The sequence below is a fragment of the Novosphingobium sp. PhB55 genome (genome assembly GCF_004368805.1).
GTDB lineage: Bacteria > Pseudomonadota > Alphaproteobacteria > Sphingomonadales > Sphingomonadaceae > Novosphingobium.
In genome coordinates this window covers 668,660-692,357 of the sequence record NZ_SODQ01000001.1, presented here as the reverse complement: position 1 = coordinate 692,357, position 23,698 = coordinate 668,660, and the positions used below count along the sequence as shown (strand labels likewise).

The 23,698-nt window shown below is 65.1% G+C and carries 22 protein-coding genes; 14 read left to right on the top strand and 8 right to left on the bottom strand.

Annotated elements, in window-relative coordinates; all coding sequences use genetic code 11:
- Nucleotides 1–2: 2 nt before the first annotated feature.
- Genes EDF57_RS03305 through npdG form a run of 4 tightly spaced genes read right to left on the bottom strand, consistent with a single transcriptional unit; the run spans nucleotide 3 to nucleotide 3,103 of the window.
- The gene (locus EDF57_RS03305) at nucleotides 3–923 is read right to left on the bottom strand and encodes an LLM class F420-dependent oxidoreductase (protein ID WP_134093065.1); all 921 of its coding nucleotides are present in this window, start codon (nucleotides 921–923) and stop codon (nucleotides 3–5) included.
- A complete protein-coding gene (locus EDF57_RS03300) occupies nucleotides 920–1,798 on the bottom strand; it encodes an SDR family oxidoreductase (RefSeq protein ID WP_132263203.1) in 879 nt (292 codons plus the stop codon). Before EDF57_RS03300 ends, EDF57_RS03305 begins: the two co-directional genes overlap by 4 nt.
- Before the next feature lie 13 nt (nucleotides 1,799–1,811).
- Entirely contained in the window at nucleotides 1,812–2,456 is a 645-nt protein-coding gene (gene cofC / locus EDF57_RS03295) for a 2-phospho-L-lactate guanylyltransferase (protein WP_132263201.1), read from the bottom strand.
- Nucleotides 2,453–3,103 (bottom strand): NADPH-dependent F420 reductase, encoded by a 651-nt coding sequence (npdG, locus tag EDF57_RS03290; RefSeq protein WP_134093064.1) that lies wholly within the window; start codon nucleotides 3,101–3,103, stop codon nucleotides 2,453–2,455. The genes cofC and npdG overlap by 4 nt, the downstream gene beginning before the upstream one ends.
- Before the next feature lie 99 nt (nucleotides 3,104–3,202).
- On the opposite strand from npdG, the gene cofE reads away from it, so the two are divergent.
- From cofE to cofH, 3 genes are read left to right on the top strand one after another with little or no spacing between them, the layout of a single operon-like run.
- Entirely contained in the window at nucleotides 3,203–3,985 is a 783-nt protein-coding gene (cofE, locus tag EDF57_RS03285; RefSeq protein WP_134093063.1) for a coenzyme F420-0:L-glutamate ligase, read from the top strand.
- Nucleotides 3,982–4,938 carry a 2-phospho-L-lactate transferase gene (gene cofD / locus EDF57_RS03280; protein ID WP_134093062.1) on the top strand — a complete coding sequence of 319 codons (957 nt, stop codon included), beginning with the start codon at nucleotides 3,982–3,984 and terminating at the stop codon, nucleotides 4,936–4,938. Before cofE ends, cofD begins: the two co-directional genes overlap by 4 nt.
- 11 nt (nucleotides 4,939–4,949) lie before the next feature.
- A complete protein-coding gene (gene cofH, locus EDF57_RS03275; RefSeq protein WP_134093061.1) occupies nucleotides 4,950–7,268 on the top strand; it encodes a 5-amino-6-(D-ribitylamino)uracil--L-tyrosine 4-hydroxyphenyl transferase CofH in 2,319 nt (772 codons plus the stop codon).
- Between the two features lie 117 nt (nucleotides 7,269–7,385).
- On the opposite strand, the gene EDF57_RS03270 is transcribed toward cofH, so the two are convergent.
- The 3 genes from EDF57_RS03270 to EDF57_RS03260 all read right to left on the bottom strand — a co-directional run bounded on the left by EDF57_RS03270 (nucleotide 7,386) and on the right by EDF57_RS03260 (nucleotide 10,171).
- Nucleotides 7,386–7,859 carry a VOC family protein gene (locus EDF57_RS03270; protein ID WP_134093060.1) on the bottom strand — a complete coding sequence of 158 codons (474 nt, stop codon included), beginning with the start codon at nucleotides 7,857–7,859 and terminating at the stop codon, nucleotides 7,386–7,388.
- An 88-nt stretch (nucleotides 7,860–7,947) separates the two neighbouring features.
- Nucleotides 7,948–9,129 carry a sulfotransferase gene (locus tag EDF57_RS03265; protein WP_134093059.1) on the bottom strand — a complete coding sequence of 394 codons (1,182 nt, stop codon included), beginning with the start codon at nucleotides 9,127–9,129 and terminating at the stop codon, nucleotides 7,948–7,950.
- Nucleotides 9,130–9,277: 148 nt separating this feature from the next.
- Nucleotides 9,278–10,171 (bottom strand): AraC family transcriptional regulator, encoded by an 894-nt coding sequence (locus tag EDF57_RS03260; protein ID WP_134093058.1) that lies wholly within the window; start codon nucleotides 10,169–10,171, stop codon nucleotides 9,278–9,280.
- 182 nt (nucleotides 10,172–10,353) lie between these two features.
- On the opposite strand from EDF57_RS03260, the gene EDF57_RS03255 reads away from it, so the two are divergent.
- Genes EDF57_RS03255 through EDF57_RS03245 form a run of 3 tightly spaced genes read left to right on the top strand, consistent with a single transcriptional unit; the run spans nucleotide 10,354 to nucleotide 13,425 of the window.
- Complete coding sequence (locus EDF57_RS03255; RefSeq protein ID WP_134093057.1) at nucleotides 10,354–11,145, top strand: SDR family oxidoreductase; 792 nt, start codon at nucleotides 10,354–10,356, stop codon at nucleotides 11,143–11,145.
- Between the two features lie 23 nt (nucleotides 11,146–11,168).
- On the top strand, nucleotides 11,169–12,176 hold the full coding sequence (locus tag EDF57_RS03250) for an alcohol dehydrogenase catalytic domain-containing protein (protein ID WP_134093056.1): 1,008 nt from the start codon (nucleotides 11,169–11,171) through the stop codon (nucleotides 12,174–12,176).
- A 1-nt stretch (nucleotide 12,177) separates the two neighbouring features.
- Nucleotides 12,178–13,425: an MBL fold metallo-hydrolase gene (locus EDF57_RS03245; protein ID WP_134093055.1), complete on the top strand. Its 1,248-nt coding sequence runs from the start codon at nucleotides 12,178–12,180 to the stop codon at nucleotides 13,423–13,425.
- Between the two features lie 166 nt (nucleotides 13,426–13,591).
- Here EDF57_RS03245 and EDF57_RS03240 read toward each other — a convergent pair whose 3' ends face one another.
- Entirely contained in the window at nucleotides 13,592–14,602 is a 1,011-nt protein-coding gene (locus EDF57_RS03240) for a helix-turn-helix transcriptional regulator (RefSeq protein WP_243840849.1), read from the bottom strand.
- A gap of 198 nt (nucleotides 14,603–14,800) precedes the next feature.
- On the opposite strand from EDF57_RS03240, the gene cysD reads away from it, so the two are divergent.
- The 8 genes from cysD (at nucleotide 14,801) to EDF57_RS03195 (ending at nucleotide 23,668) form a co-directional block, all read left to right on the top strand.
- Nucleotides 14,801–15,703, top strand: a complete 903-nt coding sequence (gene cysD, locus EDF57_RS03235) for a sulfate adenylyltransferase subunit CysD (protein WP_134093053.1) — start codon at nucleotides 14,801–14,803, stop codon at nucleotides 15,701–15,703.
- Nucleotides 15,703–17,640 (top strand): sulfate adenylyltransferase subunit CysN, encoded by a 1,938-nt coding sequence (cysN, locus tag EDF57_RS03230; protein ID WP_134093052.1) that lies wholly within the window; start codon nucleotides 15,703–15,705, stop codon nucleotides 17,638–17,640. Before cysD ends, cysN begins: the two co-directional genes overlap by 1 nt.
- Nucleotides 17,640–18,389, top strand: a complete 750-nt coding sequence (locus tag EDF57_RS03225; protein WP_132263178.1) for a 3'(2'),5'-bisphosphate nucleotidase CysQ — start codon at nucleotides 17,640–17,642, stop codon at nucleotides 18,387–18,389. Before cysN ends, EDF57_RS03225 begins: the two co-directional genes overlap by 1 nt.
- A gap of 73 nt (nucleotides 18,390–18,462) precedes the next feature.
- On the top strand, nucleotides 18,463–19,131 hold the full coding sequence (locus tag EDF57_RS03220; protein WP_132263176.1) for a TetR/AcrR family transcriptional regulator: 669 nt from the start codon (nucleotides 18,463–18,465) through the stop codon (nucleotides 19,129–19,131).
- A 297-nt stretch (nucleotides 19,132–19,428) separates the two neighbouring features.
- Nucleotides 19,429–20,412 carry an MDR family oxidoreductase gene (locus EDF57_RS03210; RefSeq protein ID WP_134093050.1) on the top strand — a complete coding sequence of 328 codons (984 nt, stop codon included), beginning with the start codon at nucleotides 19,429–19,431 and terminating at the stop codon, nucleotides 20,410–20,412.
- Between the two features lie 98 nt (nucleotides 20,413–20,510).
- Nucleotides 20,511–22,211 carry a class I adenylate-forming enzyme family protein gene (locus tag EDF57_RS03205; RefSeq protein WP_134093049.1) on the top strand — a complete coding sequence of 567 codons (1,701 nt, stop codon included), beginning with the start codon at nucleotides 20,511–20,513 and terminating at the stop codon, nucleotides 22,209–22,211.
- A gap of 47 nt (nucleotides 22,212–22,258) precedes the next feature.
- Nucleotides 22,259–22,678: a nuclear transport factor 2 family protein gene (locus tag EDF57_RS03200; protein WP_132263170.1), complete on the top strand. Its 420-nt coding sequence runs from the start codon at nucleotides 22,259–22,261 to the stop codon at nucleotides 22,676–22,678.
- Between the two features lie 252 nt (nucleotides 22,679–22,930).
- The gene (locus tag EDF57_RS03195) at nucleotides 22,931–23,668 is read left to right on the top strand and encodes an SDR family oxidoreductase (RefSeq protein WP_134093048.1); all 738 of its coding nucleotides are present in this window, start codon (nucleotides 22,931–22,933) and stop codon (nucleotides 23,666–23,668) included.
- The last annotated feature ends 30 nt before the right edge of the window (nucleotides 23,669–23,698 follow it).

Genomic DNA, 23,698 nt, shown 5'->3' with positions numbered 1-23,698 from the left:
CGTCAGAAGTCGATCCGCGCAATCACGTCTTCGCCGAACTTCAGGGCCTGGTCACAATACTCGGCCCGGGTTTCGGCGTAGACGGAGGCGCCCGCACCGTGGATGCCGAGCGACTTCAGGTGCGCGAAATGGTCCAGCGCTTCCTGCGCGTTCCACCCCGGCTTGATCGAATATGTCGATGAGGCGATGACCTTAGGCGGCTCGGCGCGGCCGATCTTTTCCGCATGGGCGTTCATGTAGGCGATCGCTTCGCTGATGTCCTCGTCGCCCTCCAGATTGGCCGTGCGCGCCGTGTCGGTGACCGACTTGGGCACGAAGAAGGGGTGCCAGGCGTCGCCCATCTCTGCAGCACGGCGCAAGGCCCGCTTCGAATTGCCGCCGACCAGCAGCGGCGGATGGGGCTTTTGCGCCGGGGTAGGCAGGACGCGGTTGCCCAGCGCCGTGTAGCCCGTGCCTTCGAAGGTGAATTCCTCGCCGGTCCAGGCCAGCTTCATGGCCGTGATGTACTCATCCATGAGATCGTTGCGCGCATCGAAATCGACGCCGAGCGCCTTGTACTCGGCTTTCATGTAACCCGCGCCGAGGCCCAGGATCACGCGGCCCTGCGTGAAGTGATCCAGCGTCGAGACCCCCCGCGCCACCACGAAAGGGTTGCGATAGGGCAGGACGAGAATGTTGGTCTGCAGGCGCAGCCTGGTCGTCACAGCGCCCAGCATCGAAAGCATGACGAACGGGTCCTGCGCATAGTGCCCGCCGGCATCCAACCAACGCGCGGAAGGCACCGGATGGTCAGTGACCGTTCCGGCGTAGAAGCCGGCCCGTTCCACCGTGCGCGCGATTTCCTGCAGCGCTTCGAGCGTGCCGTATTCCTCGGGCTTGTCGATGCGATCGAAGGGCAGGCTGGTGCTGAGCGTGAAGGTCATGGCTGGCTTTCTTTCGTTCGCGATGCGGCTTCGGGGGGCAGGACCCAGTCGTCCCGATCGTTACGGACCCAGCCCCCGGAAGCCCATGTGCCGCCATCGACGGGGATGATCGTGCCCGTGACGTAGCTTGCGAGTTCGGAGGCGAGAAACACCGCAACGCGGCCGCATTCCTCGTCGATTCCGGCTCGGCCCAGCGGAATGCGGCGGCGGATCGCTTCCTCCTGCTGCGGCGTCGGCCGGTGCCAGAGCGCCGGATCGACCGGCCCCGCGAACTGGCCCCGCGTGCCCGGCGTCTCGGTGAAGTCCGGCGCGATGGCATTCACGCGGATGCCGTGATGGGCAAGTTCCACGGCCAGGGTGCGGGTCAGGTTGTTCAGCCCGGCCTTGCAGGCGGCATAGACCGCATATCCCGGCGCGGCGCGCGAGCCTTCGATACTGGTGACATTGATGATCGAGCCGCCGTTGCCGCCTTCGATCATGATCGGCACGGCAGCCTGCGTCGCGGCGAGGTTGGACACCAGGTTGAGATCGATGTGCCGGCGCCAGTTCTTCTCGGCGAGGTCTACGAAGGGCCGCCGCGAGACGCCGCCGACATTGTTCGCCAGCACGTCGAGCCGGCCGAACACGCGTGCGGCCTCTGCCACGGCGTTCTGGACGACATCCGCGTCCATGGCATTGCCTGCGATGCAGAGCGCCCGCCGCCCGCGCGCCTCCACCAGTTCGGCCACCTGGTCGCAGCGTTCGGGAATGGCTTCCAGAATGGCGACGTCCGCGCCCATGTCTGCCATGCAGAGCGCAATCGAGCGCCCTATGCCGCCGCCGCCGCCGGTGACGAACACGACTTTACCTGTCAGGTCGATGACCGTGCCATCCACACCGCTTCTCCCATCATGCCGGCCGTTTTCGGCGCTCCATGCGTGGTCGGCGGCCTGGTCCGGCGTTGAACACGCGTCTTAGCAGGCGGACAGCATCCGCGAGATCGAGGGGGTGGTCTATATCTTTCTCCAACCCGCACGAGACGATCGTCTCCACGGTAAGTCCGCGATTTATGGCGTGATTGCAGTGGGTTGGAAAACTGTTCTGGCCGAAGGAAAAGGGAAACCAGATACCGTCGGGCAGCGGCAGGGACAGGCCGTTGGTGCCGGTGTGATGGCGGTCGGGGGCGATGCCGACGGTGCCTGCGGGAAGGCGCGCCAGTCGCTCCACGTCGGCGAGGCTCAGGCAGGGCAGGTCGGCCGGGAGGATGACGATACGTTCCGGCCCGGCGGCGGTGATGGCGGCCATGGTGCTTTCCAGCGCGCCATTGAGATCGGGGCCGGGATCGTCGAACCGCAGGATGCCGGTGCCGAGATTGGGCCGGGCCGGGCCCAACACGCAGACGCGCTGGATCGCAGGGCAGGCACTCACCGTGTCGAGGACGTGGCGCAGCATCCCGGAAACCAGCGCCTCGCGCGCCTCTGGGTCCAAGGCAGAGGCCAATCGGGTCTTGCCCAGACGCGGCGCCTTGACCGGGATGAGTGCCCAGCAGCTCACGGCACTTGCGGCGCTGCGGTGAGGTTGGTGAAGCGTATCCCGGCGCCGTCGGCCTTGTAGGTCTTGTTCATGTAGATGAGGATCGAGGTCAGCGCTTCCGCCGCCGCGGAATTGGCCAGTGCGCCGCCGGAAAGCCCGCGCAGGCCCATGCCGGGGCAGAGGTCCACCACTGTCTGGCGCGCCTCCACGTCGTCCGAGAAGACCAGCACGTCGCAGTCGATCGCATGGTCGCTGTCGAGGTGGTGGGCGGAGACGTTATGGAAGGCGGTGACGAGCCGTGCGTCCGGTCCCAGATGCGCGCGCGCCTGCATGGCGGCGCTGCCCTCGGCCGGTAGCTGCACGCGCATGACCTTGGGGGGCACCAGCGGCACGGTGGTATCGACGACCACGGCATTGCCCACCACGCCCGTGATCTGCCGCAGCGTTTCACCTTGCGAGGCGTGGGGCACGGCGACGATCACCACATCCTTGCCCTTTGCGGCATCCCCGTTCTCGGCATGGCCGGCCGCGCCCAGTTCCTCGGCCACCGCACGGGCCTTGTCCGCCGTGCGTGAGCCGATGGTCACCTGATGCCCCGCCTTGACGAGCCTTCGCGCGATACCCTTGCCGAGCGCTCCGGTTCCGCCGATCACCGCGATTGCTGCCATCAGATTATCTCTCCCGCGAATTCTTGGTTGTTGTCATTGTCGTTCCCGGCATTTTCGTTTCCGATGGGGCGGTTTTTAGAAAGGCGTTCGGGAAGACCGATGAAGCGAAATCCAGAACTGACCGTGCGACCGCTCGCCGGATTGCCCATGTTCGCTACCGGAATGTCGATTGCGCAAGCGATATGCGCGAGCCTTGCGGCTGAAGGTGACCGGTTCCGCGATGGCGATATCTTGGTGGTGGCGCAGAAGATCGTCTCCAAGGTGGAGGGCCGCGCCCGCGATCTTGCGGGTTTCTTCGCTTCTGAGGAAGCACTTGAACTTGCAGGCGCCACCGGACGGGAGCCGGAGATGATGCAGGCGATACTGGAGGAAAGCTCACAGATCCTGCGCCGCACGCCCGCTGCCGTGATCGCAGCGCACCGGACGGGCCACGTACTGGCCAACGCGGGGATCGATGCCTCCAATGTCGAGGGCGGAGAGAGTGGCCGCGTGCTGCTCTGGCCTCTCGACCCGGACGGCTCTGCCCGTGCCTTAAGGGCCGAAGTTCAGAACGTGTGTGAAGTCAGGGTGGGCGTCGTGATCGCGGATTCGATGGGTCGGGCCTGGCGGATCGGGACGCTGGGCACTGCGATCGGGTGCGCGGGACTGACCGTACTGGAAGACCGTCGGGGCCGTGCGCAGGACTTATATGGCCGCACCTTGCAGGCAACCGTGATCGGTGTTGCCGACTCCATTGCGGCCGTGGCGGCGCTGGCCATGGGCGAGGGGGCGGAAGGAACCCCGGCTGCTCTGGTGCGCGGCTGCGAACGCTGGGTAACCGAGGAAGACGGGCCGGGCGCGGTCAGCGGGCTACGGCCCATTGAGCAGGATATGTTTCGATGAGCGGCAAGCACATTCTCGCACTGTCCGGCGGAGTCGGAGGCGCGAAACTGGCGGCGGGACTGGCTGCCGTCATGGCGCCCGACGATCTCACCTTGGTCGTCAACACCGGAGACGATTTCGAGCATCTTGGTCTAACTATCTGTCCTGACTTGGATTCCGCAACTTATGCGTTGGCTGGGCTCAACGATACCGTGCGCGGTTGGGGCGTGAAGGACGAAACATGGCAGACCATGGCCATGCTGCGTGCATTGGGCGAAGATGGCTGGTTCAACCTTGGCGACCGCGACATGGGCATGCACATCGCGCGGTCCTGGCGGCTGCGCGCAGGTGAGACGCTTTCCGAGGTGACGGCGCGGCTGACGCGGGAACTCGGCATTGCCCATGCAGTGGTGCCGATGAGCGACGATCCAGTGCGTACGCAAGTTCTCACCGATGCGGGATGGACCGATTTCCAGAGATGGTTTGTGGGAAATCAATGTGTTGATCCGGTGCTTGATGTACGCTTCGAGGGGGTGCCGGGTGCGAGGCCGTCGCCCTGTCTGGCGAAGACATTGGCGCGGGACGACCTCGCCGCCGTCATCATCTGCCCTTCCAACCCCTTTCTCAGCGTCGATCCGATTCTTGCGCTCGATGGCGTATGGGACGCGCTGGCGGCGAGGCGGGTGCCGGTGATCGCGGTCTCGCCGCTGGTGGGAGGGACTGCAGTCAAAGGGCCGCTCGCCAAGATGCTCGCCGAGCGCGGGCACGGCGTCAGCAACGAGGCCATCGCCCGTCACTACCAAGATCATTGGGGCGATCTTCTCGACCACCTCTTGATCGACGAGGCCGATGAGGCCGATGTCTCATGCTTGCAGGCACGGGGCCTTCGGGTCACCGTGACGAAGACAATGATGCGCGAAGCCGCCGATCGGGAAAGGCTCGCGAAGGAGGTGCTTGCCATCGCAGGCATCTGAAGGGTGAGCAGATGCAGGATGAGACCCGCCAGTTGAAGGCATGGTTGCTGGCCGCTCCGCTGGAGGAGGTCACCGCCCGGGCAAGAGCCCGCCGCGATGCGAAGGGCCCGGCGCGGATGACCTATTCGCCCAAGGTCTTCATTCCGCTGACGCGCCTTTGCGCCGACGTTTGCCACTACTGCACTTTCGCGACCACGCCCTCGCGGCTCGAGGCGCCCTACCTGACGCCTGAAGAGGTGCTGGAGATCGCCCGCGCCGGCGCGGCTGCGGGGTGCCGCGAGGCGCTGTTCACGCTGGGAGACGCGCCGGAGCGCCGCTATGCCGTCGCGCGCGAATGGTTGGCGGAGCGTGGTTTTACGCGCACCATCGATTACGTCCGCCACTGCGCCGAACTGGTGCTGAAAGAGACCGGCCTGCTGCCGCACGTCAATGCCGGCGTGCTGGAGGAAGACGATTACCGCATGCTCCGCCCGGTTTCGGCGTCGGCGGGACTGATGCTGGAGAGCACGTCGCAGCGGCTGCTGGAAAAGGGCATGTGCCACCACGGCTCGCCCGACAAGGAGCCGGCTGTGCGGATCGCCTCGCTCGCTGCGGCCGGCCGCGCGAAGATGCCGATGACGAGCGGCGTGCTGATCGGCATTGGCGAGACGGCGGAGGAGAGGATCGACGCGCTGCTCGCCCTGCGCGATCTGCACCTTGAACATGGCCATTTGCAGGAAGTGATCGTCCAGAACTTCTGCCCCAAGCCGGGCACGAAGATGGCGAAAGCGCCCGAGGCGAGCGAGGCCGATTTCCTGCGCATTGTCGCGGCCGCGCGCATCCTGCTGCCGGACGGGGTTTCCGTGCAGGCGCCGCCCAATCTCAATGACGAGCGCCTGGTTGAGCTGATCGACGCGGGAATCGACGACTGGGGCGGCATTTCGCCGGTCACGCTCGATCATGTGAACCCGGAGGCGCCGTGGCCTGAAGTGGAACGGCTGCGCGCCATCTGCGCCGCGAAGGGCCTGCCGCTGGTCGAGCGGCTGACGGTCTATCCGCGCTTCGTCATGAGCGAGGATCGGTCATGGCTCGATCCGGCGATCCGTCCGGCGGTGCTGCGCCATGCCGATGCCGAAGGGCTGGCGCGCGACAGTGTCTGGAGCCCGGGGCTGGCCGATCAGCATGCGCCGGGCAGTGTGCGGGCGCCGCTGGGGCGGTATCACGAAGGCCCGGTTGCGGCCTCGCTCCACCGTATCCTCGACCGCGCGGCGAGCGGGGCGACATTGAGCGAGGACGAGATCGTCGCGCTGTTCGCGACGCGCGGTGCTGCGGCGCAGGCGGTGGTTGCGGCGGCGGACGCGCTGCGGGCGGAAGTCAGCGGCGATACCGTGACTTACGTGGTCAACCGCAATATCAACTATACCAATATCTGCACGCACACCTGCTCGTTCTGCGCGTTTTCCAAGACGAGCAGCAAGGCGGGTTTCCGCGATAAGCCGTATAATCTGGACCTGTCCGAGGTCGCCGACCGGGCGCGAGAGGCCGTGGAGCGGGGGGCGACCGAGGTCTGCCTGCAGGGCGGCATTCATCCGAGCTATACCGGCGAAACCTACCTTGCGATCCTGCGCGAGGTGAAGGAGGCTTGTCCCAGCCTGCACGTCCACGCCTTCTCGCCGCTCGAAGTCAGTCAGGGCGCGCGGACGCTGGGGATGCCGGTGCGGGACTATCTGGCGATGCTGAAGGACGCGGGGCTGGGCTCGCTGCCCGGCACCGCCGCCGAGATCCTCTGCGACGACATTCGCGAACAGATCTGCCCCGGCAAGCTGACGACGCAGGAATGGCTCGACGTGGTCGGCACCGCTCACCGGGTCGGACTGCCGACGACCTCCACGGTGATGTTCGGCCATCTCGAAGGTACCGAGCACTGGGCGCGGCATTTGCTGGCCTTGCGCCATCTCCAGCTCGACACCGGCGGCATCACGGAGTTCGTGCCGCTGCCGCTGGTCCACATGGAAGCGCCGTTCTACCGGCGCGGACAGTGCCGCAAGGGACCTACCTGGCGCGAGGCGGTGATGATGCACGCGGTGGCGCGCCTGGCGCTGAACGGGGCGATCAACTCGATCCAGTGCTCGTGGGTGAAGCTGGGCATGGACGGCGCCGCCGCCGTGCTGGCAGCGGGAGCCAACGACCTCGGCGGCGTGCTGATGGACGAAAGCATCAGCCGCGCGGCGGGCGCAGCGCATGGGCAGGGCGTGACGATCGCCGAACTGCGCGCGGCGGCGGAGAGTGTGGGGCGCTCACTGAAACAGCGGACCACGCTCTATGGCGAAGTGGAAATGGAAACGGCTTGAAGCCGCGCCGCAGGCTTTTCCTGGTGTCTAACTCGACATGAGCGCGGGACGTAGACTGCAAGCCCAAGGCATACAGTTCTGGGAAGCAGGGGCGATGGCCCCTGCTTTTCCGTTGTCTTACATGGCCTTGATCTGCTGCCACATGGCGTCCGGCATCCAGGTATATTCGATGTAGTGTCCGAAGACCTTGCGCGCATCGAGGTAGAGGAACTTCAGCGCGTTGGGATCGTCGCCCTCGGGCCGTTCCATGGCGAGCGGGAATTCCTGAGCGTCCACGCGCTTGCGGAAATCGGCCCAGTCGTCGACGCCGAAGCAGATGTGGTGGAAGCGCAGCGGGCCGCCGTTGGACTGGCAGCCTGCATAGATGCCCGCCTCATCGATCTCGTTTTCGATCAGTTCGATCTGGAGTTCGCCGATCCAGATGAAGCAGATCCGGCCCTTCTGGCGCTTCAATCCCTGCGGGGTGAGCACTTGCTGATCGACCGGAATGATCATCGGTTCGCGGGTCAGCCCGCGTCCACGGAACAAGTCGATCCCGGCTTCCAGATTGTCGCAGACGTAGGCGTTCTGGTAGTGACGGCCTTCGAGCATCAGTCTCTCCTAAAGTTTCTAGCGCCCGGCCTTAATTGCCATCGCCCGCGAAAGCGGGGGCGATGGGCTTAGGTAGGCGGATGGGCGATCAGCCTTCGCGGGCCACGTCGTAGCGCGACAGATAGCGTTCGAAGAGCGGATCAAGCTCGGCCTTTTCGATGCCGTACTGGGCCAGCTTGTATTCGTGCTTGCCGAACTTGTCCTGCGGGTTGTCGTCCACCCATTGCTGGATGCCGGCCTCGGCCTCGGCGGTCCATTCGTCGCCGAGCTGCTGGTAGACCTTCTTCATCGTGCCGATGGGATCGGCGGTCATGTCCGCATAGTGGACGTCGATCACCTTGTCCTCGCCGTGTTTGTCGCGGAAATCCATGATCCGGTTGGCGTGTTCGGCTGCCTGCCAGGTATAGTTCTCCTTGAGCCACGCGGTGTCCGGCTTGCCCATGTGCGCCATGTGGCTGAGCGAGATGACGGAGCACAGCGAGCCGGTGGCGGCGAAGGGATCGCGGTGGGCCCAGAGCACGCGGGCATCGGGATAGACCTTGAAGATCGTTTCCAGCCAGAGCGCGTGGCTCGGCTTCTTCACGTTCCAGACGCCGCCGGCATTCTGCTGCAGCACCTGGAGGAACTTCTTGTGGTACTCATAGGCGCTGGTCATGTCGCAGGAGAAGATGAACTCCTTGTATTCCGGCAGCTTGCCCTTGGAATCGATCATCAGCGTCTTGAAGTCATGCGCCATGAAGAACACGCATTCGTTCGGATAGACGGCCGAGCCGCGATAGTACTTGCCCATGGCCGGATTGGCTTCGAGCATGGCCTTTTCCTGCGCCAGACGGGCCTGCGCGCGCGGATCAGTGGTCAGCAGGTCCTTCGAGGCGACCGGCGGCACCGGATCGTCGATTTCCCAGGTCAGCGGCGAACGGCGCGCCGGATCGGCGGCGAGCAGGTTGGACAGCAGCGTGGTGCCGGTGCGCGGCACGCCCATCACGAAGACGGGACGCTCGACCGGGCGGGTGAGCAGTTCCGGGTTCTGGCGCAAATAGTCCGAGATTTTCAGGCGGCCGCGAAGGTAGTGGAGGGTATCGGCGGTAGCGCGGGCGATGCCGCCTTCGGTGTACTGTCCCCGCGCGATTCCGGCGTTGAAGTCGTTTACGAAGACGTCGAAGCCCTCGCGCCAGGTGTCGTTGTCGAAGGCATCGATGCCGGTGTCCTTCATCGCCTGCTCGACGAGGGCGTCGCCGACGATCTGGTCCGCCGTAAGTTGCTCGGCCATTGCGTGATCCTCTTTCCCGTGTCTCTGTGCGGGCCGCTGCGGCGGCCTCATGGATACGAGATAGCCTGCGCACGGGGCCGATTGGCAATGCGGCAGGCGCGTCAGATCGGGCCGTTATGTCGAATCCGGGTCAAGACCGGCAGCAGCCTCACGCCGCGACCGAGGTTGAGGCCAGGGCGCGTCCCTGCCGCTGGCGGAAAGTGCTGGGGCTGGCCCCGACCGCGCGGCGGAACGCGAAAGTGAAGCTGGATGGCGAGGCGAAGCCCATCGAAAAGGCGATCGTCTTCACGCTCTCCCCCTCCATCAGCAGGCGCTTGGCGGCTTCCATGCGGCGCTGCTCTATATAGTCTCCGATCGAGCAGGCGCGGCTGACACGGAACCCGCGCGTGAGCTGGCGCACCGAAAGGCCGCACGAATCGGCCAGTTCCTTCAGCGAGGGAGCGGTCAGGTCTCCGGCCAGGCGCTCCTCGATCAAGCGCAGGCGCCAGCCGGACAGGCCGCCGGTCATCGGCCTTTCGGAGACCTCCAGGCCATATCGCCCCAGTTCGATGGCCAGTTCGCCGCCCAGCAGTTCCAGCATCCGGCGTGACGCAAGCCCGGGGTGGCGCACTTCGGCGGTGATGCGGAACAGCAGCGCGCGCACTTGCGCACTGCCGATATCCAGCGCGGCGGCGAGGTGAGCATCGTCCCACGGCAGTTCGCGGCCGAGCAGTTCGTGCACCAGCGATGCGTCGATCGTGCAGACCAGCGATGCCTGCCGCCCGCTCCCGCCCCGGATATAGAGCGACTCGCCCGGCGGGATCACGAACACGTCGCCCAGCCGCTCGAATCGATGCGGCCCCCAACGCTCGCGATAGCCGCCTCGCGATTGCAGCGGGCGGGGCGTAAGACACAAGTTCACATGGTATCCGGCGCCCACCGCGTGGCGGGTGTCGGTGGGTTCGGGAATGTCGAAACGGACGATTTCGGCATGGATTCCCGGCGCGGAAAGCGCGGCGTCGACAGTCATGGTCGGCAGCGGGGCGGCCGTGCTGGCGGGCATCTCTCATTCTCCCGGACGCCTCAGGTCCCTATCGGGTCTTTGGCCCGAATTCGTGTCCCTGAGGCTTGGATAAGGCCTGATTTCTATTCCCCCCACGCTTGCGGGACAAGGCCGCTGTCGGGAAACATCGCGCCAACGAAAGTGCCGGCAGGAAGGCCGGTAACGGGATCGAGGAGAGAATGATGGCCAAGGGCCTTTTCGACTGCACGGGCAAGGTGACCGTGGTGACCGGCGGCAACGGCGGCATCGGCTTCGGCTTTGCCATGGGCGTCGCCAAGATGGGGGGCGACGTGGCGATCTGGGCCCGCAATGCTGAAAAGAGCGCCAAGGCCAAGGCCGAACTGGAAGCGGCCGGCGCGGGCAAGGTGATCGCCTATCAGGTGGACGTTTCGCAGGAAGCGAACATCGTCGAAGGCTACAAGCAGGTCATGGCGGATTTCGGCCGGGTGGACTGCGTTTTCGCCAATTCGGGCGCCAGTCCCCGCTATAACTCGGTATTCGAGATGCCGACCGAGCACTGGCATGAATTCCAGAACACCGCGCTCCATGGCGCTTTCTTCACCCTGCGCGAAGGCGCGCGGCTGATGAAGGAGCGGGTCGAAGCGGGTGACGAAAGTGGCGGCAGCCTTGTCGCTTGCGGTTCGCTCTCGCTGTTTCAGGGCCTGCCGGGCAAGATGGAATATGCCTCTTCGAAGGCGGCGATTGCGGCGGCGGTGCGCTGCTTGGCTATCGAACTGGCCCCGCTGGGCATCCGCGCCAACGTCGTCGCGCCGGGCCTGATCATGACGCCGATGATGGGCGACGGCCCGCGCGCCGATGCAGTTGCCGCCCACTTCGCCCCGACGATCCCGATGAAGCGCACCGGCTATCCGGCGGACTTCGAAGGCATCGGCGCCTATCTGTGTTCGGACGCCAGCTCGTTCATGACCGGCGAAACCGTCACCATCGACGGCGGCTACATGGTCCGCCCCTGAGCGGCCGGATGAGGAGAGAAGCTATGGAACTGCTCAAGATCCACGGCGTCGGCGATGTCCGCGTCGATGCTTACGAACGTCCGACGGCGGGGCCGAAGGATGTGGTCGTGAAGATGAAGTCTGTCGGCATCTGCGGATCGGACCTGTCCTACATCAAGATGGGCGGCATTCCGCCGGGCGTCGAAACCGCGCTGGGCCACGAAGGCGCCGGCGAAGTGATGGAAGTGGGCGCGGAAGTCTCCGGCATCGCGGTGGGCGATGCGGTGATCGTCAATCCGATGATGACGCCCAGCAACATCGGCTCGGGCGGGCCGGAAGGCGCGTTCACGCAGGAACTGCTGGTGCGCGAGGCGCGTCTTGGCGATTCGATCCTGCCGATCCCCGAGGGCATCTCCTATGACGTTGCCGCCATGTGCGAGCCGCTGGCCGTCGCCATGCACGGGGTCAACCGAGCGGACGTGAAGCCGGGCGACAAGGTGGTGGTGTTCGGCTGCGGGCCGATCGGCCTTGGCATGCTGCTCTGGCTGATCGATCGCGGGGTGACCGACGTGGTTGCGCTCGACCTGTCTGAGGAACGGCTGGAACGCGCGCGGGCGCTGGGCGTGCAGGCCGCGCTCGATCCCAGCAAGATCGATCTGCGCGAGGAACTGGCGAAGCTTCACGGCGAAGTGCCGAGCTATGGCCGGGTGGGCGTGGGCACCGATGCCTTCATCGACGCAGCGGGCGCGCCGAACATCCTGACCGAAGTGATCATGATGGCCAAGTTCCATGCGAAACTGGTCATCACGGCGGCCTATATGCGGCCCATCGAGTTCCCGGTGGGCCGCATGCTCACCAGCGAGATGACCATCACCACGGCGGTCGGTTATCCCACCGAAATGCCCGAGGTGATCGCCGCTATGCCGCGCCTGAAGGACAAGATCGCAGCGATGATCAGCCACAAGCTGCCGTTCAGCGAGATCATGAAGGGCCTGGAAATCGCCGCAACGCCGCAGTCCGCCAAAGTCATGATCGGCATCGAGGAGGCTTGAGATGAGCGAAGTGAAAGACGCCGGACCGAAGCTGGCCGGTATCGTCCGTTCGGGCGACGAACAGGCGGAAGCCATCGCGATCACCGATTTCGTGTTTCAGGCGAACGATATCTCGAACGCCTACCTCGTCACGACGGCCGAGGGCGACGTCATGGTCAACACCGGCTTCATGGACAATGCCGAGCGCACCAAGCGCCTGCTGACGCCGCCGCGCACCGGGCCGCTGGCCTTCATCATCCTCACCCAGAGCCACGCCGATCACTACGGCGGCGTGCCGGAATTCCTGGAAGACGGCACGCAAGTCGTCGGCGGGCCGGGCTTCAATGAGGCGCTGGGCGACATGATGGGCCTCCAGTCCTTCTTCGGGCCGAGGAGCGGCAAGCTTTGGGGATCGACCCTGAAGCGTGGCGGCACACCCAAGCCGGCGCCGAATGTGGTGCCGGACATTCTGGTCGACCGCAGACTGACCATCGAACTGGGCGGCCGAACCTTCGAGTTGATCTCCACGCCTGAGGGCGAGACGGTCGACTCGCTGACGGTGTGGATGCCCAAGGAGAAGATCGCCTTCACCGGCAATGTCTTCGGTCCGGTCTGGCTGTCGATGCCGTTCCTCAACACCTTGCGCGGCGACAAGCCGCGTCTGGTGCGGAACTACCTGAAGTCGCTGGAGACGATCCGCGACCTTGGGGCCGAAATCATCGTCACCGGCCATGGCGAGGCAATTCGCGGTGCGGAGCGCATTCGCGCCGATCTCGACAAGATGCACGCGGCCGTCAGCTTCGTGCGCGACTATACGCTCGGCGGCATGAAAGCGGGCAAGGACGTCCACACGCTGATGCGCGAATTCGCCTGGCCTGAGGGGCTGGAAATCGGCGAATTCCACGGCAAGGCGTCCTGGGCGGTCAAATCGATCTGGCGCGAGTATTCGGGCTGGCTCCACTACGAGGATGGCACCACCGCGCTCTACGGCGTGCCGCGTTCCAGCGTGGATGCCGATCTTGTCGAACTGGCGGGCGGCGCGGCAAAACTGGCCGAGCGGGCGCAGGCCAAGCTGGATGCGGGGGCTCCGCTGGAGGCCGTGCATCTGACCGATATTGCGCTCAGTGCCGAGCCGGACAATGCGGCGGTGCTGACCGTGCGCAAGGCGGCGCACGAGGCACTGCTGGCGGCTTCCGGCGGCAAGAACCTGTCCGAGACGATGTGGCTGCGATCCGAGATCGCGGCGATGGAGGCCACGCTCAGCGATTGATGGTTTGGGTATGGGCCATCGGCCCATCTCGTCCAATTTGAAAATCTAAAACCCCGTCGTCCCCGCGAAGGCGGGGACAACGGAGGGTGGTTGCGATAGCTTGTGACGGACAACTCTGGTGGTAGTCGCCTTGGGTGTAGTCAGTGCGTGAAATGACATCGCAGCATTACCCCATCACCGCGCTACTCTCATAAACCAGCCTGACCAGTTCCGCCTGTCCGCGCACGCCCAGCTTGGCATAGAGCCGCTTGGAGTAGTTCCGTGCGGTTTCCAAAGTCAGGCCCATACGCTCCGCAGCTTCTGCGATGGAGTGGCCGTTCGCCAGCGCCATCGCCATTTCCGCCTCGCGCCGGGGCAAGTCGAACACTTCAGCCAGTCGGTCCGCGCCATTGCCGGAAAGCGCGCGGGGAAGGGTGCAAAGCGCGAGCAGGGCGGGCGCGGCAAGGGCCTGTTCCGCCGCATTTTCGGCCGGCATCAACAGTGCCTCGACATGCGGCTTCTCCCGCAGCAACAGCGGCCGTGCGGACAACGAGCGATCCTGCGCCATTTCCGCCGCCACGCCCGCCAGCTTGCGCTCTGCCATGAGATCGAGCCCCAGCACGCGCTCGCCGGGGCGCAGAGCGGCGCCGCAGTACTCCTGCCAGAACTGCGACAGCGCCGGGTCTGCCGCGACCACGCGCGCCTCGGCATCGAGCAGCATCCAGCCTTTGCCCGTGCGTTCCAACCCCATGGCATTGATCCGCGCCGCCATCCGCTCGCGGTCCATCGAAACGAGGTTTTCGACCGCGATGGCGACATAGGGCGCCAGGCTGGAGAGCAGGGCGCTGTCGGACGCCGTGCATTCGCGTGCGCGCGCCATCATCAGCCATGCGCTGTAACGCTCGCCCCCCGCGATCCGTACTACCCGCTCATCCCCGATGCCGAGCTTCGCCATGCGCCGGTTGCGGTCCGCGCGGGCGACTGGGTCGTGATCGATCATCTCCCCGATCGAATAGACGCGGCCCGGTCGCAGCCCATCGTAGAGATAACGGTCGAGGTCGAACGGACCTTGCGTTTCCGACTCGCGGGCGCGCTTTCTGAGGTCGATTCCGGCGTAGCTTTCCACGATTACGGCATGCGGCCCATCGCCCATGCGAAGGATCAGGCTGACGTAATCGGCTTGGGTGCGACGGCGCAATCTTTCCAGAAATGTCGAAAAGCGCGGATTTTCGGCATTTCCCTGAAAGAGTGGGATCAGGAGATCGGTCTCGTCGTTGCTGGTAAGGGCCATGCCCTCCCATATGGGAGGTTCGCGTAAATGTCATCCCTGCGATTCGGTTTGGGACAGCACCAGAGGAAACAGCCAACGGGCACGCGCCCCGGCAGAGGAAACCTGATGAAGACACTCACGCACCTGGAGCGCCTCGAAGCCGAGAGCATCCATATCATCCGCGAAGTCGTCGCCGAGGCTGAAAAGCCGGTGATGCTCTATTCGGTCGGCAAGGACAGCGCCGTGATGCTGCACCTTGCCCGCAAGGCCTTCTATCCCTTGCCGCCGCCGTTCCCGCTGCTCCACGTCGACACGACGTGGAAGTTCAAGGCGATGTACGATCTGCGCGACAAGATGGCGCGTGAGAGCGGCATGGAACTGCTGGTCTATCAAAACCCGGAAGCCATCGAGAAGGGCATCAATCCCTTCGACCACGGCGCGCTCCACACCGACATGTGGAAGACCGAAGGCCTGAAGCAGGCGCTGGACAAGTACGGCTTCGACGCGGCCTTCGGCGGCGCTCGCCGCGACGAGGAGAAGAGCCGCGCCAAGGAGCGCATCTTCTCGTTCCGCACGTCCTCGCACGGCTGGGATCCGAAGAACCAGCGCCCGGAACTGTGGAACCTCTACAATGCCCGCAAGGCGCGCGGCGAATCGATCCGGGTCTTCCCGATCTCCAACTGGACCGAGCTGGACATCTGGCAGTACATCCACCTGAACGACATCCCGATCGTGCCGCTCTATTTTGCCGAAAAGCGCCCCACCGTGGAGCGTGACGGCATGCTGCTGATGGTCGACGATGAACGCTTCCCGCTCCAGCCGGGCGAGGTTCCCGTGGAGCGCTCGATCCGTTTCCGCACGCTCGGCTGCTACCCGCTGACCGGCGCGGTGGAGAGCGAGGCGAAGACGCTTCCCGAAGTGATCCAGGAAACGCTCCTCACCACCACATCGGAGCGGCAGGGCCGCGCCATCGACAAGGACGCCGGCGGTGCCGGCATGGAAGTCAAGAAGCAGCAGGGGTACTTCTGATGGCCGACGTTGAAACCAAAGAAGCTGTCTACGTCACCGACCAGCTGATCGCCGACGACATCGACGCTTATCTCGTCCAGCACGAGCACAAGACGATGCTGCGCTTCATCACCTGCGGCAGCGTCGATGACGGCAAGTCCACGCTGATCGGGCGCCTGCTCTACGATTCGAAGATGATCTTCGAGGACCAGCTGGACGCGCTCCAGTCGGACTCCAAGAAGGTCGGTACGCAGGGCCAGGAAATCGACTTCGCGCTGCTGGTCGACGGCCTCGCCGCCGAGCGTGAGCAGGGCATCACCATCGACGTGGCCTATCGCTTCTTCAACACCGAGAAGCGCAAGTTCATCGTCGCCGACTGCCCGGGCCACGAACAGTACACCCGCAACATGGTCACCGGCGCCTCCACCGCCGACCTTGCAGTGATCCTGATCGATGCGCGCAAGGGCGTGCTGGTGCAGACGCGCCGCCACTCGTACTTGTGCCACCTGATCGGCATCAAGAACATCGTCCTGGCCGTCAACAAGATGGACCTGGTGGACTACAGCCAGGAGGTCTTCGACAAGATCGTCGAGGAATATGGCGAGTTCGCGCGGGAAATCGGGATCGAGAGCTTCACCGCTCTGCCGATCTCGGGCTTCAAGGGCGACAACATCACCACGCTCTCGGACAAGACCCCGTGGTACAAGGCGCCGCAGTACGCGGGCATCACGCTGGTCGAGCATCTGGAAACGGTGGAGGTTCTGTCCTCGGTCGATGCCGACAAGCCGCTGCGCCTGCCGGTGCAGTGGGTGAACCGTCCGAATCTGGACTTCCGCGGTTTCTCAGGGCTCATTGCCACCGGATCGGTGAAGCCGGGCGACAAGATCCGCGTCCTTCCCTCGGGCAAGACCAGCACGATTACCCGCGTCGTTACTTATGACGGCGATCTGGAAGAAGCGGTTGCGGGCCAGTCGGTCACCGTCTGCTTCGCCGACGAGATCGACTGCTCGCGCGGCTCGGTGATCTCGGTCGCGGACAATCCGCCGCAGACTGCCGACCAGTTCGAGGCGACTTTCGTGTGGATGGCCGACGAGGCCATGGTGCCCGGCCGTGCCTACTGGCTGAAGGTGGGCACGCAGATGGTTTCGGCGACGGTTCAGGAGCCGAAGTACGAAGTCAACGTCAACACGATGGAGAAGCTGGCGGCCAAGACGCTGGAGCTGAACGCGATCGGCGTGGCGGAACTGACCACCGACAAGCAGATCGTGTTCGAGGCTTATGCCGACAACCGCACGCTGGGCGGCTTCATCCTGATCGACAAGATGACCAACGCCACGGTGGCGGCGGGCATGATCCACTTCTCGCTGCGCCGTTCGCAGAATGTGCACTGGCAGGCCGTGGACATCGACCGCAAGCAGCACGCCGGCCTTAAGAACCAGCGCCCGGCGGTGCTGTGGTTCACCGGCCTGTCGGGCTCCGGCAAGTCGACCATCGCCAACCTTGTCGAGAAGAAGCTGCACCGGATGAACCGGCACACCTTCCTGCTCGATGGCGACAACGTGCGTCATGGCCTCAACAAGGACCTGGGCTTCACCGAGGCCGACCGTATCGAGAACATCCGCCGCGTGGGCGAAGTCTCGAAGCTGATGACCGACGCGGGCCTGATCGTGATCACCGCCTTCATCTCGCCCTTCCAGGCGGATCGCGAGATGGTGCGCTCGATGCTGCCCGAGGGCGAGTTCTTCGAGGTGTTCATCGACACGCCGCTGAAGGTGGCCGAGGCGCGCGACGTCAAGGGCCTCTACAAGAAGGCGCGTGCGGGCGAGCTGAAGAACTTCACGGGCATCGACAGCCCGTACGAAGCGCCGCGCAATCCGGAAATCCGCGTGGATACCACGCTGATCTCGCCGGAAGACGCTGCGAACCTGATCGTCGATACGCTGCTGGGAGACGCCTGATGAGCCTGAACGGTAGCCTGAACGACGGCGATCTCGCGGCCCATCTGGCCGAAGTGGCGGGGAAGATCCTGCTCGACGTGCGGGCCTCCGGCCTGTTCTCGGGCAAGTCGCTGGGCAAGGCGGGGGACCAGACCGCTAACCAGTTCCTCTGCCACGCCCTTCGCGAGCAGCGGCCCGAAGACGGGCTGCTCTCCGAAGAGGAGAAGGACAATGCCGAGCGTCTGGCCAAGGAGCGGGTATGGATCGTCGATCCTGTCGACGGCACCCGCGAATATGGCGAGGAGCGCGCCGACTGGGCGGTCCATGTCGGCATGGCGGTGGACGGCGAGCCGGTGCTGGGGGCGGTCGCGCTTCCCGGCGCGGGTGTAGTCCTTCGCTCCGACCAGCCGGGCGAAGTGCCGCCCGCGCCTGAGCGGCTGCGCATGGTGGTCAGCCGCACGCGTCCCGCCAAGGAAGCGACCGGCGTGGCCGAAGCCATCGGTGCCGAACTCGTGCCGATGGGATCGGCCGGGGCCAAGGCCATGGCGATCCTACGCGGAGAGGCGGATATCTACCTCCATTCCGGCGGCCAGTACGAGTGGGATAGCTGCGCGCCGGCGGCTGTCGCACAAGGCTGGGGCCTCCACGTTTCGCGCATCGACGGCAGCCCGCTGGTCTACAATCGGGAAGACGTCTATATGCCGGACTTGCTGATCTGCCGGAAGGAGCACGCAGAACTGGTGCTCGAAAAGGTAAAGGCCTTCCTCTGAGGTCAAGCTGATCAACATTGTCGATTAGTAAGCCTGCCGCTATGCTCGCCCTTTGATAATGAGAGGGGCGAGCATGGAGGCGAAAATCAGGCGCAGGACGCGCGACCCGGTCGCGACGCGCGCGGTGATCCTTGATGCCGCCGCCAACCTGCTGGCCAAGGATGGGCCGGAAGGCGTCAGCCTTTCTGCCGTCGCCCATCTCGCCGCCGTCAATCGCGGCACCGCCTACCAGCATTTCGAAACGCGCGAGAAGCTGATCGAGGCGACCATGCAGTGGGTCTCCGACAAGCTGTTCCACGCCGTTTTCGGCGATCCCGAGACTGTCGGAGAGCGCCGGGTCGAGGATGTCGACGTGGTCGCGCTGACCGAGCGGCTATGCGATTTCGCGATGGAAAATCCGGACATCTGCCGCGTCTGGCTCCAGCAAGTGCTGGCCTCGCCCAACCCGGCGCAGGATCCGTTCTGGCGCGAGTATTGCGGCTCGCTCGGCCGCTTTGCGGGCACCGACCTGGCGGAACCGGGTATCGATTTCGAGGTCTATTCGGTGATGAACCTAGCCGGCGTGTTCTTCTGGCCGATCCTTGCCCGCGCTCACGCCGCCGACGAGGGCGAGCGCCGGGAACTGTCGCGCCGCTACTCGCGCGAGATCCTGCGGCTTTCGATGTACGGTACGATGCGGGCCAAGGCGTTCCCCAAGGTGGCGGACTTGCTGGCGGCTCACGGTGTTTCACCGGGCGGCTGAGGCGACGTCGCTCTCATGCGGCCCGTCTTTTCTTCTCCTCGTCATTGCGAGCGCAGCGAAGTAATCCAGGGCGGTTTACGCGACTCTGGATTGCTTCGCTGCGCTCGCAATGACGAATGAAAAGGTTCGAGCAAAATCGCGAAAAGACGGCTTTCCTGTCAACTCCGGATACCCCGCCCATGATGCCGCTTCGCCTAGGCGATGGCGTGGGGTGGCGGCATTGACGCAGCGGCGCATATTCCCTTTCAGCTAGGGCCTGCATCGTCGGGCCGGAATGGGCCCCTGAGGGAGTATGCCATGTTTTCCGCTATCGTGATCGACAAGACCGATGAGGGCCAGACGGTCGCTCTCCAGCAGCTTGACGAAAGCGCGCTGCCCGAAGGTGATGTCGCCATCGACGTCGCGTTCTCGACGCTCAATTTCAAGGACGGCCTGGCCGTTACCGGCACTTCGCCGGTCGTGCGCAAGTTCCCGATGGTGCCCGGCATCGACCTCGTCGGCACCGTTACCGAAAGCAGCCATGGCGACTGGAAGGCCGGCGATACCGTCGTGCTCAACGGCTGGGGCGTGGGTGAGGGCCACTGGGGCGGTCTGTCGCAGAAAGCCAGGCTCAAGGGCGACTGGCTGGTGCCGCTGCCCTCCGCCTTCACGCCGAAGCAGGCCATGGCGATCGGCACGGCCGGCTATACCGCCGCGCTCTGCGTCGATGCGCTGGTGGATTGGGGTGTGACCCCCGATCAGGGCGAAATTCTCGTCACCGGTGCCACTGGCGGCGTCGGCTCGGTCGCCATCGCGATCCTCAAGAAGCTGGGCTACTCGGTCGCCGCGCTCACCGGCAAGCCGGGCGAGGCGGACTATCTAAAGTCGCTGGGCGCAGAGACGATCATCGACCGCGCCGAACTGTCCGAGAAGGGCAAGCCGCTCCAGAAGGAGCGCTGGGCCGGTGTCGTCGACACCGCCGGCAGCCACACGCTGGCCAATGCCATCGCCCAGACCAAGTACGGCGGCGCGGTTGCGGCTTGCGGTCTGGCGCAGGGCTTCGATCTGCCTTCGACCGTGATGCCCTTCATCCTGCGCGGCGTTTCGCTGCTCGGCATCGACAGCGTCATGGCCCCCAAGGCCAAGCGCCTGAAGGCCTGGGACCGTCTCGCCAAGGATCTGGACCCCGCCGCACTCGAAACCATCGGGCAGACCATCGGCCTGGGCGATGCCATCGAGGCTGCTCGCAAGTTCATGTCCGGTGAGGTCACCGGCCGTTACATCGTTGACGTGAACGCCTGATGCAGCCGGTGCGGCAGGCGGCTTGAGGGAGCCGCCCGCCGCGCCTGTACTTTGATGCGACAAGCGGGCCGCAGGCGCGCAAGGACGATGAGGAACGCATGGTCGAGGTAACCGCAGGCTTGTCCATCGCAAACGGCATTCCGCTGGCGGAAGAGCAGGGCATCGGCCCGCTCACGCTGGGCGGCTTCGTCCGCGAGGTATCGCGTCGTTATGGCCCGTCCGAAGCGGCGGTGATCCACCTTGGCGACAAGATCGAGCGCTGGACTTATGACGAGCTTTGGGCCCGCTCGCTGGAAGTCGCCCGTGCACTCGTCGCTTGCGGCGTCGGCAAGGGCACCCGCGTCGGCGTGCTGGCGACCAACCGGCTCGAATTCCTCTCGGGCGTCTTCGGCACCGCGCTGGCGGGCGGCGTTGCCATGACGGTGAGCACGTTCTTCACGCCGGCGGAACTCGAAACCGTCTTGCAGATGGGCGGCTGCTCGGTGCTGCTGCTCGAACGCCGCGTCCTCAAGAAGGATTTCGCGCAGACCCTCGTCGAACTGGAGCCGCAAATCGGTACGGCCCAGCCGGGCGAAGTCGCTTCCACCAAGTTCCCGTTCCTGCGCCATCTCGCGGTGATCGACAGCGATGAAGGCCTCGGCGCGATAGAAGGCTGGAGCACGTTCCTCGCACGCGGTAACAGTGTCGATCCGGCGCTCGTCGATGCCGCCGCAGCCTCGGTGCAGCCTAGCGATCCCGGCGTGCTGTTCTTCTCCTCCGGCTCGACCGGCAAGGCCAAGGGAATTCTGTCGGCGCATCGCGGCGTCTGCCTGCAACTCTGGCGCTGGCCGCAATGGTATGACGTGAAAGTGCCGCCGCGTACGTGGTCGGCCAATGGCTTCTTCTGGTCGGGCAATTTCTCGATGGCGCTGGGCGGTACGCTCGGCTGCGGCGGGTCGCTGGTGCTCCAGCGCTGGTTCGATGCCGAGGAAGCCTTGGCGCTGATGGAGGCCGAGAAGGCGTCGATGATGCTCGCCTGGCCGCACCAATGGGCGCAGCTCATGGCGGCTTCAAATTACGACAGCGTCGACCTTTCGGCGATGCACTATATCGACGCGCTGACGCCCTGCGCGCAGCATCCGACGATCGATACCGACTGGCGCGAACCGGCGCAGGCCTTCGGCAATACCGAGACGTTCACGCTGATCTCGGTCTTCGCCTCGGGCACGGCGGAAGCGATCGCCGGCAAGTCGCACGGGGTGCCGACCGCCGGCTCCACGATCAAGATCGTCGATCCGATGACCGGCGCGACGATGCCGCTGGGCGAGCGCGGCGAGATCGCCGTGAAGGGCCCGACGCTGATGCTCGGCTATCTCGGCGTGCCGCTGGACGAATCGCTCGACGGCGAAGGTTTCCTGCGCACCGCGGACGGCGGCTACATCGACGAGCAGGGCCGCCTGTTCTGGGAAGGCCGCCTGAACGACATCATAAAGACCGGCGGTGCCAACGTCTCTCCGATCGAGATCGACGAAGTGATCCGTGCCCATCCCGAAGTGAAGATGGTGCAGACCGTCGGCGTGCCGGACGATCTTCTGGGGGAACTGGTGGTTTCCTGCGTCGTCGCAGTCGATGGGTCGCGCCCGGATGCCGGTGCGATCCGCGATTTCGCGAAGGAAAAGCTGGCGAGCTACAAAGTGCCGCGCCGCGTGCTCTTCGTGGCCGAGAGCGACCTCAAGACCACGGGCAGCGCCAAGATCAAGACCGCGGACTTGCGCAAGCTGGCCGCCGAACGATTGGAAGCGGAAGTGAGTCCAGGCTGACCGGGCCTGGATAACAGGGCCAAGCTGACGCCAGAGGGGAGAAGCGCATGACACAGGCACTCGATTTCGGGGACTGGCTGGATATCTGCAATCTCAAGGCCCGTTACTGCCGCCTGCTCGATACCAAGGACTGGGACGGCTGGGCCGCGCTTTTTACCGAGGATTGCGAGATCGACACGCGCCCGGCCGGCGGCACATTGGAAAAGGGGCGGGACAGGTTCGTCTCCATGGTCCGCCAGTCGCTCGCGGACGCGAAGACCGCGCATCAGATCCATTCGCCGGAAATGAAGCTGGACGACGGCAAAGTCGAAGTGATCTGGGCCATGCAGGACCGCGTCATCAAGGACAGTTTCGCGCTCACCGGTTACGGGCACTATCACGAGACCTGCGTGCGGACGGCCGAAGGCTGGAAGATCGCCAGGCAGACGTTGTCCCGGCTGATCGTGGACATGTCCCGGCCCTCCTGACCCCTGCTGTTTCGAAGAGCGGCGCGCGTCGGGTGCGGGAAGTCTCCTCACGGCCGGGAAGCGATGCCGGTTTGAAGCCCTGCCGATCCGGGCGGTGAGGGGGCGGTACGTTTCTTCCTGGCCAAGGTATCGCGGGGACGCTCCCGTCGAACCATCGTCGCCGCGATAGGCGGCGGCTTGCGGAGAGGCTAGTGTGTGCGAAATCGTGTCGGCAAGCACCGGCACTCGATAGCCGTAAAAGCGGGAGGATGCGTGGGTAAGACGATCGTGATCACTGGCGCCGGGGCCGGCCTCGGACGCGCGCTGGCAAGGCGCTTCGCCGGTGAGGGGGAAACCGTGATCCTGCTGGGGCGCACGCTGTCCAAGGTGCAGGAACTCGCGAGCGAAATCGGCGGCGCGGCCATGGCCGTGGAATGCGATGTCGCCTCTGCCGAATCCGTGCGCAAGGCCTTCGCGGCGATCGCTGAAAAGCACCCGAAGATCGACGTGCTGATCAACAATGCCGCAATCTACGAGCCGTTCACGGTGGCCGAGGCTACCGACGCGCAGATCAACGACATCATCGCCACCAACCTCAACGGACCGATCTACTGCTGCCGTGCGGCCATTCCGATGATGGAGGCAGGGGCCCAGATCATCAATGTGGGCAGCGAATCCATCGCCGTGCCTTTCGTGATGCTCTCGCTCTATCAGGCCACCAAGGCAGGCCTCGAGCGGTTTACGGAGGCCCTGGTGGAGGAACTGGAGCCCGCGGGCATCCGCGTCACCACGGTGCGCGCCGGGCCGATGTACGAACCGGGCAAGACCGCGCCGGGCTGGGATCAGGACGCGGCCATGCGCTTCCACGGCGGTTGCGCTGCAAAGGGCATCGACCTGCGCACGCGGCCGATCTCGCAGACCGAAAACGTCACCGGCGTGTTCCGCTCAGTGCTCGACCTGCCGCCAGACGTGCGCGTGCTGCACGTCTCGGTCGGGGCGCGCCGCCCATGAACACTCCCGATCTCGTGCAAGAACCCGTTT